This is a genomic window from Stenotrophomonas sp. LST15-1-1.1 (assembly GCF_040815575.1).
Taxonomy (GTDB): Bacteria; Pseudomonadota; Gammaproteobacteria; order Xanthomonadales; family Xanthomonadaceae; genus Stenotrophomonas; species Stenotrophomonas lactitubi_B.
In genome coordinates, this window is record NZ_JBFPNJ010000023.1 from 224,195 (window position 1) to 237,780 (window position 13,586).

Genomic DNA, 13,586 nt, shown 5'->3' on the forward strand with positions numbered 1-13,586 from the left:
GTCCTGCATGGGCCTGCCTACCCACGCCATGCAGGAACAATCAACGCGCCGCAGCGCCCGCCTTTGATTTAGAACTCCGCCGCCACCGTCATGAACACCTGCCGCGGCGCACTCGCATGGATCGCATACCGCGTGCCCTTCGGATCGGTCGGTGCGAACGAACTCAGCTGGCCCGCATAGCGCTTGTTGGTCAGGTTGGTCGCGTTCAACGACACCCGCACGTTGCGCAGGCCCATGCCCGGGCCGAAGTCGTAGCCGGCGCCCGCATCGAAGGTGGTCACGCCCGGCACCGACTGGTCGTTGGTGTAGGTGTAGTAGCGTTTGCCGGTGTACTTGGCGCGCAGGCTGGCGAAGAAGCCGTCGCGGCTCCAGCTGATTTCGCTGGATGCCATGCGCTGCGGCGTATCCACGGTGATCTTGCCGGCCACCGGCACGATCGCACCGCCCGAGGTGTAGTCATCCTCGTAGGTGGTCTTGTTCCAGGACAGCGCGTTGTACCACTGCAGGCCATCAACCGGCTTGAGGATGAAGGTCAGCTCGGCACCGTGGCTCTTCACCGAACCGACGTTGATGAAGCGCGTCACGCACTCCGGACGCGTGCCGACTTCGATGCTCGAGCACGGGTTCAGCGACAGCAGGCGGTTGTCGAACTTCACGTTGTAGGCGGCGATCGAGGCCTGGTATTTCTCGCCGAAGGTACGGAAACCCGCTTCCAGGCTCTTGGACTTCTCCGGCTCCAGGCCGGCGCTGGCCGCGAACGATTCCGGCGACACCTGCAGCGGGCCACCGCTGCCCCCGCCGACGAAGGCAGCGATGTTCTCGGCATATGAGGCGAACACCTCGTTGTTGGCGTTGAGCTTGAAGCCCACGCCCAGCTGCGGCAGCACCGATTCCTTGGCGGTCAGCGTGCCCGAGGCAATGCTGGTTTCCACGCCCGGCTGGGCCTTGGCGGTCATGCGCGTGTTGGGGCTCTTGATGCCCACATCCACGGTCAGGCGCTGGTCAAGGAAACGCATCCGGTCCTGCACGTAGAACTGGCGGGTACGGATGTCGAAGTCCTGGTTGAACAGGCGGCGGTCCGGGTTCTGCAGGTACAGGTCGTCCAGGAACGGGCCGCTGATGTAGTAGAAGTTGCGCGAGACGTTATGGTCGTTCTGCTCGTACCACACGCCAGCTTCCAGTTCGTGGATGCCCAGCGTCCACGACAGCGCTGCGGTAATGCCGTCGCGGTTGATGGTGTAGTTGGTGCTGCGGATCGAGATCGGCAGCATCTTGTCGGTCCCCGGGTAGGACGGCTGGCCCGGCGCCCACCAGTGGCCTTGGCCACGGTTCTCGTGGTGGTAGCCCAGCAGCTTCAGGCGGCCCTGCTCACCCAGGCGGATGTCGGCGTCGATCGAGTACAGGTTGTCGTCGCGCAGCGCACGGCTCTGGTAGTACGCATCGTCGATGCTGTTGACGCCGCCGCTGAATGCACAGCGTGCCTTGTTGTAGGTGCCCGGTGCACAGTACGCAGCCGCAACGGCGCGATCCCAGTCCGGTGCATAGATGTTCCAGTCATACCCCAGGCCGCGCGCCAGCATGTCCTTGGACAGATAGGCATAGTTGGCCTGGCTGGCGCGCGAGGTGGCGACGAAGGCGCCGAAGCGGTTGTCGCCCACGTTCCACACCGCCTTGGCGTTGAACTGGCGGGTGGTCTGGTTCTGATACGGCGCGGCCCACATGTCCTGGTCCTGGTGCACGCCGGACACATAGGCCGAGAAGCCGTTGATGTCGCCGGTGTCCACGCGCAGGTAGCCGCGGCGCTGGTTGTCATCACCCGCGGTGATGCTGGCGCGGCCGCCGAACTCGGTGGACGGATCCATCGAGAAGTACTGGATGGTGCCGCCCAGGTTGCTGGTCGAGGCCACGCCCAGCGAACCGATACCCTGCGACAGTTCGGCGCCGGCCAGGTTCTCGGCGATCAATGCACGGGCGATGCTCAGGCCGTTGTAGTTGCCGTAGCTGTTGTCGCCCAGCGGAATGCCGTCCAGCGTGTAGCCCAGGCGGCTCTTGTCGAACCCGCGCAGGCTGATGGTCTGCGATTCTTCATTCGCACCGAATGCATCGTTGGACTGCACCGACACGCCGGGCAGGCGGTCGAGGATCTTCTGGCCACTGGTACCCGGCGGCAACACCTGCTTGTCGACGGTGGTGATGCGCTGCACCTGGCGGGTCTCGCCCTGGCCGATGACCGAGACGGTATCCAGCGTCTGCGCGCTCAGCGCGGTATCGGCTGTGGCGTCGGTGGCTTCAGCGGCGTGGGCGCTGGCGGCGGAAAGCGCGATCGCCACGGCGATCGTCAGGTATCGGGTCTGCATGATGGTCCATTGCATGGGGGGTGGTCACCGGCCAGGGGCGCGGTGCGTGGCCACTATGCGAACGGAACATGAAACCTTGTTTACGAAAAACCAACGAACGGCGTCGCGGGGAGAAGCCGCGCAGGGCGTGAATCTACCGGGGAGGGACGTAGATCCACGCCCTGCGTGGGAAAGCGCTAGCCCATGTACAGGCCACCGTTGACCGGATAGTCGGCGCCGGTCACGTAGGAGGCTTCATCCGAAGCCAGCCAGGCACACAGGCCGGCCACTTCTTCCGGGCGACCCAGGCGTCGTACCGGCACCGACGCGGCCAGCCGGTCCAGCACGTCCGGCGGGAAGCTGCTGATCGCCTGGCTGGCGATGTAGCCCGGCGACAGTGTGTTGACGGTGACCCCGCGCGAGGCGACTTCAGCGGCCAGCGCCCGGCTGAAACCGTGCATCGCGGCTTTTGCCGTGGCGTAGTTCACCTGGCCGATCTGGCCCTTGTGGGCGCTGACCGAACCGATGTTGATGATGCGGCCCCAGCCACGCGTGGCCATGCCATCGACCACCTGCTTGGTCAGGTTGAACAGGGAATTGAGGTTGGAGGCGATCACCGCATTCCAGTCCTCCACCGTCATCTGCCGGAACAGCAGGTCGCGGCTGCCGCCGGAGTTGTTGACCAGCACGTCCACCTCGCCGACTTCGGCACGCACCTTGGCGAAGGCCGCCGTGGTCGACGCCCAATCGGTCGCGTTGCCTTCGGAGGCGATGAAATCAAAACCCTGCTCGCGCTGCTCACGCAGCCAGTTGGCCTTGCGCGGCGAGTTGGGCGCGCAGCCGGCGACCACGGTATGGCCGGAACGGGCCAGGCTCTGGCAGATGGCAGTGCCGACACTGCCCATCCCGCTGGTGACGTAGGCGATGCGAAGAGTCATTGCAGAACGCTCCTTGGTAAGGGAATCAGGTCGTGAAGGGATAGAGCCCGAACAACAGGCCGCCGATCATCAGCAACAACGAAATGGCGATCGCCCACTTCAGGGTGAATTTCTGGTGGTCGGCGAATTCGACCTTGGCCAGCCCCACCAGCAGATAGGTGGAGGGCACCAGCGGGCTGAGCAGGTGCACCGGCTGCCCGGCCAGCGAGGCGCGGGCCATTTCCACCGGTGTGATGCCGTAGTTGCCGGCCGCCTCGGAGAGGATCGGCAGCACGCCGAAGTAGAACGCGTCGTTGGACATGAAGAAGGTGAACGGCATCGACGCTACAGCGGTGATCACCGCCAGGTAGGGGCCCCAGCTGTCGGGGATGATCGCCAGGAAGCTGTGCGACATCGCCTCGACCATGCCGGTGTTGTTGAGGATGCCGGTGAAGATGCCCGCGGCGAAGATCAGCGCCACCACCGACAGCACGCTGCCGGCATGGCTGACCACGCGGCGGCGCTGCTCGGCCAGGTTCGGGTAGTTGATCACCAGCGCGATGGCGAAGCCGATCATGAACAGCACCGGCATCGGCAGCACACCGATGATGAGGGCGCTCATCAGCGCCACGGTCAGTGCGAGGTTGACCCACAGCAGCCTGGGGCGCTTGGTGTCTTCGGCGTCTTCCACCGACGGCAGCGCGTTGTTGTCGTCGGACACGCTGTTGTCCATCCAGCTGCCGCCCTTGGGCAGGGTCACCACGCCAAGGCGACGGCGCTCCTTCAGGCCCAGGTACCAGGCCAGCAGCAGCACGCCAGCGCAGGCGATCACCATCGACGGAATCAGCGGCACGAACACATCGGCCGGGTCCACGTGCAGTGCGGTGGCCGCACGCGCGGTCGGGCCGCCCCAAGGCGTCAGGTTCATCACACCGCCGGCGAGGATGGTCACGCAGGTCATGTTCAGCGCGTTCATGCCCAGCCGCTGGTACAGCGGCAGCATCGCCGAGACGGTGATCATGTAGGTGGTCGAACCATCGCCATCGAGCGAGATCAGCATCGCCAGCACGGCGGTGCCGAACACGATCTTCATCGGGTCGCCCTTGACGAAGCGCAGGATGATCCGCACCAACGGATCGAACAGGCCCGCATCGATCATCACGCCGAAGTAGAGGATGGCGAACATCAGCATCACGCCGGTCGGCGCGATTTTCTTGATGCCTTCCAGCATCATTTCATCGATGCCGGCAGCGAAGCCACCGATCAGGGCGAAGATGATGGGAATGGTGATCAGGGCAACGAGTGGCGACAGTCGTTTGCTCATGATCAAGTACATGAACGTAATGACCATGCCAAAGCCGAGGATGCTCAGCATCATCTGCGGACTCCTTGAAGAATCAGGATGTGGGGAAGTGGAAGGGGCTGACGTTTAGAAGTCGAACTGCAGGCGCCCGGTGACCGCGCGCGTGCGATCCACCGTGGTGCCGGCCAGGCGATCGCGGTTGCGGCTTTCGATCACGTTGAGCATGAAGCGCAGGTTGTCGCGCAGGTACCAGTTGCCGCCCAGCGTCCAGCCCTCGGTGCTGCCGCGGCGCAGGTCGGGTTGGCCATCCAGGTGTTGTGCACCCCACATCTGGTCGTAGCGCAGGGCCACTTCGAAGGCACCAGCCTTGTGACGGATGTTCTTGACCCGCGCGAAGCGGCCGGTCTTGCGGTCGTAGGCGCGGCTCTCACCGGTGACGAACCAGCTGAGCATGCCGTAGGCGGCCATCACATCACCGCGCTGGGCACCATCATCGAAGGTGGCGCCGCTGAACTCGCCCTGCCAAGACAGCGGACCACGCACCTGCGCATATTCCAGCGACCACTTGTTGACGTCGGTATCGCGACCGGAAGAGAAATCGACCAGGGTCAGGCGGCTCTCGTCGGACAGGTGGCCGGCCGGGCGCGGGCGGATACGCAGGCCAGGCACGCCGTTGGTGCCGGGATTGTCATAGGCCTCGCGGGCCAGTGACAGACCGAGATGCAGCACGTCGCCATCGCTGGGGGCCGGTGCCCAGGTGACACGACCACCGGCGGCGCGGCCCTTTACCTGCCAGGCATCGATGCTCTCCAGGCTGTACACGCTGGCCGCCCAGGTGAAATCGCCCGGATTGGCCTGCCAGGAGGCGCCCAGACGGTACAGCGGTGCCAGCGTGGTGCCGGCGTTGCCGCGCTCCAGGAAGCTGCCGTAGTTGGAGCCGGTGCGGTCATCCAGCGAGAAGTACTGCTTGAACTGACCCACGGTGAGCCGGCCGGCATCGCCGAAGCTGCGGCTCAGGTAGACGTCTTTGGCCTCGACGCGGTCGCCGGAGAAGTCGGCTTCCAGCTTGTAGTCGACCACGAAGAACTTGCCGGAAACGTCAACCCAAGCGCGGCGGATCTCGGTGTCGTCCTTGTTCGGCGTACCCCGGTCGTCGTTGTCGAACGTGGCGAAGTCCAGGTGCAGGCGGCCACCGACCGTGGCGGTCACCGGACGCTCGTCTTCTGCGAAGGCCGGCGCGGCCAGCGCAGCCAGGGCCATCATGGCGGCAGGACGCCGCCAGGCAATGCTCAATTCCACAAACCCTCCCAGGTGCACGCCAGGCGCGCGGCAATCGTGGGCACCGGACGGTGCGCGGCCGCAGTCTGTGTCGCGCAAGCTGTCATCGTCCTGTCAGCGGTTTGTGCGGTGCAGCGTAAAAGACGCCGCTGCGCTCGCCGGGCATGGCCCGGCGCTACCCCGCGAGGTTGCACCCGGTGGCGCCGAGCCACGCCTGGCGGAACAGGTCAGCATCGGTAGCGCCGGGCCATGCCCGGCGAGCGCAGCGGCGCCATGCGGTAGCATTCGTTTCCCTCCTCACGCCCCCGCCCATGCGCCTGCTGCTGGTCGAAGACAACCCGGACCTGGCCGATGCGATCATCCGACGCATGCGTCGCAGCGGGCATGCCGTGGACTGGCAGGCCGACGGCCTGGCCGCCGCCAGCGTGCTGCGCTACCAGAGTTTCGACCTGGTGGTGCTGGACATCGGCCTGCCCAAGCTCGATGGCCTGCGCGTGCTGGCCGGCATGCGCGAGCGCGGCGACAGCACCCCGGTGCTGATGCTGACCGCGCGCGATGGCATCGAAGACCGTGTGCAGGCGCTGGATGTGGGCGCCGACGACTACCTGGGCAAGCCGTTCGATTTCCGCGAGTTCGAGGCACGCTGCCGCGTACTGCTGCGGCGTGCGCGAGGACAGGCCAGCGAAGTGGTGCAGATCGGCGGCTTCCAGTTCGATAATGCCGCGCACCGTGTCAGCCTCGATGGCGAGCCGATCGAACTGCCCAACCGCGAATACCGCCTGTTGGAAATCCTGGTCGGGCGCCTCGGCCAGGTGGTGGGCAAGGACGAGATCGGCAATGGCCTGTTCGGCTTTGATGACGAAGCAGGGCCGAACGCCATCGAGCTGTATATCGGTCGCCTGCGCAGGAAGCTGGCAGGCGCGCCGCTGCGCATCACCACCGTGCGTGGCGTCGGCTATCTGCTTGAAGCCAGCGATGGCAGCAGCGACACCGATGGCTGATGCGCGCGCTGCGAACGCCGCACCGGGCTCGTTGCGGCGCACGCTGCTGCTGTACCTCGGCGCGTTGCTGGCGGTATTCGCGGTGGCGTTGTTGTTTGCTGCACGCGACTACGGCCAACGTGCGGCCAACCGTTCCTACGACCATCTGCTGGTGTCCTCGGCCCTGTCCATCGCCGATTCGGTGGCCTTGGTGGACGGCCAGTGGCAGGTGGATCTTCCCTATGCTGCGCTGGACCTGCTGGCGATGGCGCCGGAGGACCGCGTGTTCTACCGGGTTGCCGACAGCCGCGGCACCCTGATCACCGGCTACGGCGACCTCCCCGCGTCTCCGCGTCGGCCGGGCACGCAACCGCAGTTGTTCGATGCGCCCTACAGCGGCGAGACCGTGCGTTTCGTCGTGGTCGGCCGCAGCTTCGCCGCTGCCTCCGCGCAGGGCGAGGTGCAGGTGCAGGTGGGGCAGACCCGGCGTGCGCGCGAAGCGGTGGCGCAGGAACTGGTCACCCGCGCGTTGCTGGCCATCGGCGTGCTGTCGGGGTTGCTGCTGGCACTGGTGGCCTTCGGCGTGCACCGCGCGTTCCGGCCGCTGGTGCGGGTCGAGCGCGAACTGTCCCGCCGCGAGCCGTCCGACCTGAAACCGCTGGATGCGCGCGTGCCACGCGAGATGGACCAGATGGTGGCAGCGCTGAACCGCTTCATGGAACGTCTGTCCAGCAGCAATGAAACCCTGCGCGCGTTCATGGCCGAGGCCGCGCACCAGATGCGCACGCCGCTGGCCGCGCTGCGCGCGCAGGCACAGCTGGCGCTGGACGACGACGATCCACAGGACATGCGGCGCAGCCTGCTGGCGATCGAGCGCAACGCGACCCACATGAGCCGCCTGCTCAACCAGCTGCTGAGCGACGCCAGCGTGATCCATCGATCACATCTGCAGCGCTTCGCCACCGTGGACCTGGCCGAGACCGTGCACCAGGCGCTGCACGAAGCGCTGCCGCAGGCAGGCCCCACCCCGCGCGTGCAGCTGGCGATGACGGCCGAGCCGGTGCAGGTGCACGGTGACGCACTACTGCTGCGCGAGGCGATCAAGAACCTGGTCGACAACGCGCTGAAGTACGGCGGCGACGGTCCCTTGCAGATCGCGCTGACCGCCGAGGGCGAACAGGCCGTGCTGACCATCGCCGACCACGGTACGGGCATCGCCGCGGTGGATGCCGAACGCGTGTTCGAGCGTTTCGCACGGGGCGAGGGCGCGCCTTCCGGCGGTGCCGGCCTCGGCCTGGCCATCGTCAAGCGGGTTGTCGACAGCCATGGTGGCCAGATCGATCTCAGCAATCGACCGCAGGGCGGCCTGGTCGCCACCATCCGCCTGCCCCGGAGCAGCACATGATCCGCCTGTTCGCCGCCATTGTTGTCCTGCTGCTGGCCGTGCCGGCCCTCGCTGCACCGGGCGATGTACGCCGCTTCCCCGCACAGGGCACCGCCACTGCGCAACTGCGCATCCACGGCACCACCGATATCGAGGTCTTCGCCGAAGTCATCGCCGACTACCAGCGGCTGCATCCGGGCAGCGAGGTGGTATACGAAGACATCATCACCCAGGACCTGTACGCGCGTTACCTGCATGACCGCGCCGGACCTGCGTCGCCGGATCTGCTGATCTCCAGCGGCATGGACCTGCAGACCAAGCTGGTCAACGACGGCCACGCGCTGCCACACCGTTCGGTGCAGACCCAGGCGCTGCCGGCGTGGGCGCAGTGGCGTGGCGAGGCGTTCGGCATCAGCTACGAACCGGTGGTGATGGTCTACAACACCCGCAGGCTGCCGGCCGCGAAGGCGCCGCACACGCGTCGACAACTGCTGGACCTGCTGCGCGCGGAAGGCGCGCCGTTGCGCGGCAAGGTCGGCACCTACGATATCGAACGCAGCAGCGTGGGTTACCTGCTGGCGACCCAGGATGCCCAGCGCGGCAGCATCGCCGGCGCCCTGCTCGGCGCGCTGGGGGACAACGCGGTGGTGCGCGAGGAACGCACCGGCGTGCTGCTGGACCAGGTGGCCAGCGGGCAGTTGTCGCTGGTCTACAACGTGCTGGGCTCGTATGCGCAGGCGCGTATCGACGCGGGCGCACCGCTGGCCATCGTCGAGCCGGAGGACTACACGCTGGTGGTGCTGCGTACCGCGGTGATTCCGCGCACCGGAGCGCACCCGCAGGAAGCGCGACGCTTCCTCGACTATCTGCTGTCACCACGCGGCCAGCAGGTGCTCGCGCGCGAGGCGCGGCTGATGCCGATCGTGCGCGGCGATGCAGGCGGCGACGATGCGCCCGGCCGCAGCCGCCGCCCGATCCAGCTCGGCCCCGGCCTGCTGGTCTACCTGGATGCGCTCAAGCGCCGCCAGTTCCTCGATGCCTGGCGCAGCAGCGTGGAGCCGGCAGGGCGCTGATGCCCTGGCAGCGCCGGCCAATGCCCAGCGTAGGCCGTTTGCTGCCCGTACAATGGCCGCATGAGCGAATACACCATCCTGATCGCTGACGACCACCCGCTGCTGCGTTCGGCGGTGGTGCAGTCATTGCGGCAGAGCCTGCCGCTGGCGCAGGTGCGCGAGGTCGCCAGCGCCGAAGCACTGGCTGCGGCGCTGGACGCACAGCCCGATGTGGATCTGGTGCTGCTCGACCTGACCATGCCCGGCGCACACGGTTTCTCAGCGCTGCTGCACGTGCGCGGTTCGCACCCGGACATCCCGGTGGTGATCCTGTCGTCCAACGATCATCCGCGGGTGATCCGTCGTGCCCAGCAGTTCGGCGCCGCCGGTTTCATCCCGAAGTCGGCCCCGGCCGAAACCATCGGCGAGGCGGTGCAGGCGGTACTCGATGGTGGCCTGTGGTTCCCGGCGATGGCCGCCGAGCGTTCCGAGGCCGATGCGCTGCTGGCCAGCCGCCTGGCGCAGCTGACGCCGCAGCAGTTCCGCGTGCTGCTGTGCCTGGCCGATGGACTGCTCAACAAGCAGATTGCCTATGAGCTGGGGTTGGCCGAGAACACGGTGAAGGTGCATGTCACCGCGATCCTGAAGAAGCTCGAATGCCACAGCCGCACGCAAGCGGCAGTGTTGGTGAAGGCGCTGGAGCCAGAAGGTGATGCGCGCGCTGGGATGGATGGCTGATCGCGGCAAGGCATTGAATTGACTCGTGTACCAGGTCGTTGTTGATTCTGTTCCGCTTCCTCGATCAGTTTCCGCTGATCGAATTCAGTTCCGGATCGGTAGAGAACATGAATCTGTTCTCGTATTCCGCGCCCAGACTCTCGGATGTTTCGACGTAGCCGTATGTGGGAGACGATCGGTCTGACGCCAACCTCTGGCCCCATGCCTGGTGATCGGCATTGCTTCTGGCTCGAGCGATGCCAACGCATAAGCTCAGGCCGCACGCGAGGCGCTCAAGAACGGCGTTCTGATCCATTGCGCGCATGAGAGACGATCGATAGTGCCTGGTCAGGTCCTGCGCATCCGGGCTGGATGCTGCGTCGATGGTCATGCGTTCGATTGCTTCAGAGGTACTACGGCTGGACCGCAGAAGGTCTTCAGCAGTCTGGCTTGAGATGCCTCCATTTGCCATGAATCCAGATTCGGCCTGGAGGTGCTCGGATGTGCGTTCCATACGATTCATGACCAATGCCGATGCGCTCTGGTTCGAAGATGTGCGGCCACGCGGATTGGCTGACTCGGATATGTATGGATGACGCTGGCTGGTGCTGCTCTCTTCTGTAGTTCTCTGTTGATTCCCGTCTGCTGCCGGTGATTTTCCATCGCTGCATCCGCTGCAGCAAAGGCCGAGAAGCGCCGCCACGATCGGGCGGAAGTATCTTGTAATTGCGGGAGATGCGGGAGAAACGGGCACGATCAGTGCCTATGGTCTGGCTGGCCGATTGGCCCGGTCATGTAATCTTCTGATCTTCAGCAACGGTGGTAAGTAGGGCAATTACTCGTCTGTAGTTCAGACTATGCCCATCCTCTATTCATGGGGGGATCGCTTTTCAGCCTCCCCTCAAAGAGCGGCCGATGGTCCTCGCGGGGTGCAGCACCTTTACCCGCGATGCCGCAACAGCAACTGCGTCATCAATGCACGCAGCGCCGGTGGCCGCACCGGCTTGAGAAGGAAGCCCCAACCGTTCTCGGCAGCATGCGCCTTCAGCGCATCATCGCGCTCGGCGGTTACCAGGATCACCGGCGGCCGCGCCTGCCATAGCGTGCACAGCGCTTCATACAGGTCCGGTCCGTGCCACTGCCCCATGCGCACGTCCAGCAGCAACAGCTGCGGCACGTTCAACGCGCTGGCGATTTCCAGCGCGCCCTGCGGTCCGTCGGCAAGTTCCACATGGCAGCCCCAGCGTTCCAGCAGGGCACGGGTCGCCGCGCAGACATGCGGGTCATCATCGATGCTCCATACCCGGCATTGCCGCAGCGGGCTGTCATCGGACGGTTCGGTCGCGATGACCGGCGCCGCCGGCGGTGCAATCACCTGGTCGGCACGCCCGAGTGCCACGCTGACGGCGAATACGCTGCCCTTGCCCAGCGTGGAACGCAGGCCGATGCGGTGGCCGAGCAGGCGGCCGATGCGCTCGACGATGGCCAGGCCCAGGCCGGCGCCACGTTCCTGCTCCACGCCGTCATTCAAGCGGCGGAATTCTTCGAAAATTTCGCCCTGCAGGCTTTCCGGAATGCCCGGCCCCTGGTCATGCACCTCGATGCGCAGCTGGTCGCCGGTGCGCCGACAGCCGATCAACACGCGCCCACGTGGCGTGTAGCGCAGCGCATTGGACAGGAAATTCTGCAGGATGCGCCGCAGCAGCGCTTCGTCACTGATGACCACCGCGCGGGTGTCCACCCAGTCAAGCTGCAGGCCACGGCTCTGTGCGGCGATGCCGAACTCGCGAGCCAGGGTTTCCAGTAACGGCGAAAGTGCAAAAGCGCGCACGCGGACCTGCAACGATCCCGATTCCAGCCGCGAGATATCCAGCAGGCTGTTGAGGATCGCATCCTGCGCCGCCAGCGCGGCGTCGATATGGTCGCTGGTCTGTTGCTGTGCGGGGTCACTGAGCTTCCCGCGCAGCACCGACACGAACATGCGCGCGGCATTCAGCGGCTGCAGCAGGTCGTGCACCGCCGAGGCGACGAAGCGGGTCTTGTAACGGTTGGCCTGTTCGGCTTCGCGGCGGGCTTCGTCCAGATCCTGCGTGCGCTCGGCCACGCGGTGTTCCAGCGCATCGGCCAGCGAGCGCAGTTCGCGCGCGGCGTTCTTGTAGCTGGTGATGTCGGCATAGCTGGTGACGAAGCCACCATCGGGCAACGGGTTGCCGCGGATCTCCAGCACCGTGCCGTCGTCCTTCTCGCTCTCGCGCATGTGCGGGCGGCCGCTGCGCAGGTGGGTCAGGCGGCGTTCGATGGCCTCGTCGATCGGGCCGGGGCCCAACAGACCGCGACGTGCGTTGAAGCGGAACAGTTCCTCGATCGGGCGGCCCACCCGCACCAGCCCGGCCGGGAAGCGGAACAGTTCCAGATAGCGTGAATTCCATGCCACCAGACGCTGTTCCTTGTCGATCACCACCACGCCCTGCGGCAGATGCTCGAGGCTGCGGCTCAAGCCAACGTCGGCATCGGTGGCCGCTTCCAGCAGGCCGTCCTGGGCGGTGCGCAGCTCCTGCGCGTGCTGCTTGAGCAGGGTTTCCAGCTCGCGCCGGCTGCGCTGGCGATGCTTGGACAAGCGACGCCGTTGCTGCACGAACAACACCAGGAAACCCAGTGCCAGCCATGCGGCGGCGCCGGCCACGGCCGCGCCTCGGCCCGCGCTGGTGGCCGCGCTGGCGTCGTGCAGCAGATGCAGGCTCCAGTCTTCGTCGGGCAGCGCCAGGGTCTGCCACAGCATTGCCTGCGGCAGTGCCGGGTCGAGCAGGCGGACCATGCGGCCGCCATCGGCCAGCACATCTTCGGTGCGCACGCGCAGCGGTTGCAGCGAGCGATCGGCATACTGCCGCGCCGCACGCATCTCGTTGCGTTCCTCCGCGCCGAGCGGGCGCAGCAGGCGGTAACGCCATGCATCGCGGTTGGCCAGGAACACCACCTCGTGGTTGTCGCTGGTCAGCACCACGTCCGGGCTGTTCAACCACTCCTGTTCCAGCGCGGACAGCTCGATCTTGATCACGATCACGCCGATGCGCTGGCTGTCGGCGTCCAGGATGGCCTCGGACATGAAATAACCGGGCACGCCGGTGGTCATGCCGATGCCGTAGAAACGGCCACGGCCATGGGCCAGTGCTTGCTGGTAGTAGGGGCGGTAGCTGTAATCCTCGCCGACGTTGCTGGTCGGCTGGTCCCAGTTGCTGGCGGCCACGGCCACGCCATCGCGGCCGACCAGCGTCAGCGTCGAGGTGCGGGTGACCTGGTTGGCGCGCTGCAGTTTGAGGTTCAGGCGTTGCCGCTCGGCGGGCGAGGGCGGCACCTGCAATGCATGCAGCAGGTCCGGGTCCAGCGCCATCACCTGTGGCAGGGTGCCGAACCGGTCGATGCGCTGTTGCAGCCCCTGGCCATACAGCTGCAGCTGGCGCTGCACCTGTGCGCTTTCCGTGCCGAGGGCGCGACGCCAGGCGTAGTGGCCTGCGGCGACCGCGCACAGCACGGTGCCGGCCACCATCACCAGAATGGTCAGCAACTGCAGGCGGTGGCGGCTGAGCCAATACATGGCGGCAGTCTACGCAGGGCCGGCGGG

At 66.2% G+C, this 13,586-nt stretch carries 10 protein-coding genes; 4 read left to right on the plus strand and 6 right to left on the minus strand.

What is annotated here, in order from left to right; genetic code table 11:
- Positions 1-68: 68 nt before the first annotated feature.
- From MRBLST15_RS11365 to MRBLST15_RS11380, 4 genes are all read right to left on the minus strand, one after another.
- Positions 69-2,357: a TonB-dependent receptor gene (locus MRBLST15_RS11365; RefSeq protein WP_367785949.1), complete on the minus strand. Its 2,289-nt coding sequence runs from the start codon at positions 2,355-2,357 to the stop codon at positions 69-71.
- A gap of 176 nt (positions 2,358-2,533) precedes the next feature.
- Positions 2,534-3,274: an acetoacetyl-CoA reductase gene (gene phbB, locus MRBLST15_RS11370; protein ID WP_025874115.1), complete on the minus strand. Its 741-nt coding sequence runs from the start codon at positions 3,272-3,274 to the stop codon at positions 2,534-2,536.
- A gap of 25 nt (positions 3,275-3,299) precedes the next feature.
- Entirely contained in the window at positions 3,300-4,628 is a 1,329-nt protein-coding gene (locus MRBLST15_RS11375) for a CitMHS family transporter (RefSeq protein WP_251477180.1), read from the minus strand.
- Positions 4,629-4,682: 54 nt separating this feature from the next.
- The gene (locus tag MRBLST15_RS11380; protein ID WP_367786039.1) at positions 4,683-5,819 is read right to left on the minus strand and encodes an OprO/OprP family phosphate-selective porin; all 1,137 of its coding nucleotides are present in this window, start codon (positions 5,817-5,819) and stop codon (positions 4,683-4,685) included.
- A gap of 326 nt (positions 5,820-6,145) precedes the next feature.
- On the opposite strand from MRBLST15_RS11380, the gene MRBLST15_RS11385 reads away from it, so the two are divergent.
- Genes MRBLST15_RS11385 through MRBLST15_RS11400 form a run of 4 tightly spaced genes read left to right on the plus strand, consistent with a single transcriptional unit; the run spans position 6,146 to position 9,988 of the window.
- Entirely contained in the window at positions 6,146-6,835 is a 690-nt protein-coding gene (locus tag MRBLST15_RS11385) for a response regulator transcription factor (RefSeq protein ID WP_251477017.1), read from the plus strand.
- A complete protein-coding gene (locus MRBLST15_RS11390) occupies positions 6,828-8,219 on the plus strand; it encodes a sensor histidine kinase (protein ID WP_312705353.1) in 1,392 nt (463 codons plus the stop codon). Before MRBLST15_RS11385 ends, MRBLST15_RS11390 begins: the two co-directional genes overlap by 8 nt.
- Positions 8,216-9,271: an ABC transporter substrate-binding protein gene (locus MRBLST15_RS11395; protein ID WP_367785950.1), complete on the plus strand. Its 1,056-nt coding sequence runs from the start codon at positions 8,216-8,218 to the stop codon at positions 9,269-9,271. The genes MRBLST15_RS11390 and MRBLST15_RS11395 overlap by 4 nt, the downstream gene beginning before the upstream one ends.
- 60 nt (positions 9,272-9,331) lie before the next feature.
- Entirely contained in the window at positions 9,332-9,988 is a 657-nt protein-coding gene (locus MRBLST15_RS11400) for a response regulator (protein WP_099820992.1), read from the plus strand.
- 64 nt (positions 9,989-10,052) lie between these two features.
- Here the strand turns inward: MRBLST15_RS11400 and MRBLST15_RS11405 are convergent, their stop codons facing one another.
- Together MRBLST15_RS11405 and MRBLST15_RS11410 are read right to left on the minus strand one after the other, a co-directional pair.
- Positions 10,053-10,358, minus strand: a complete 306-nt coding sequence (locus tag MRBLST15_RS11405) for a hypothetical protein (RefSeq protein ID WP_265952717.1) — start codon at positions 10,356-10,358, stop codon at positions 10,053-10,055.
- A 549-nt stretch (positions 10,359-10,907) separates the two neighbouring features.
- Positions 10,908-13,559 (minus strand): hybrid sensor histidine kinase/response regulator, encoded by a 2,652-nt coding sequence (locus MRBLST15_RS11410; RefSeq protein WP_367785951.1) that lies wholly within the window; start codon positions 13,557-13,559, stop codon positions 10,908-10,910.
- Positions 13,560-13,586 lie beyond the last annotated feature (27 nt).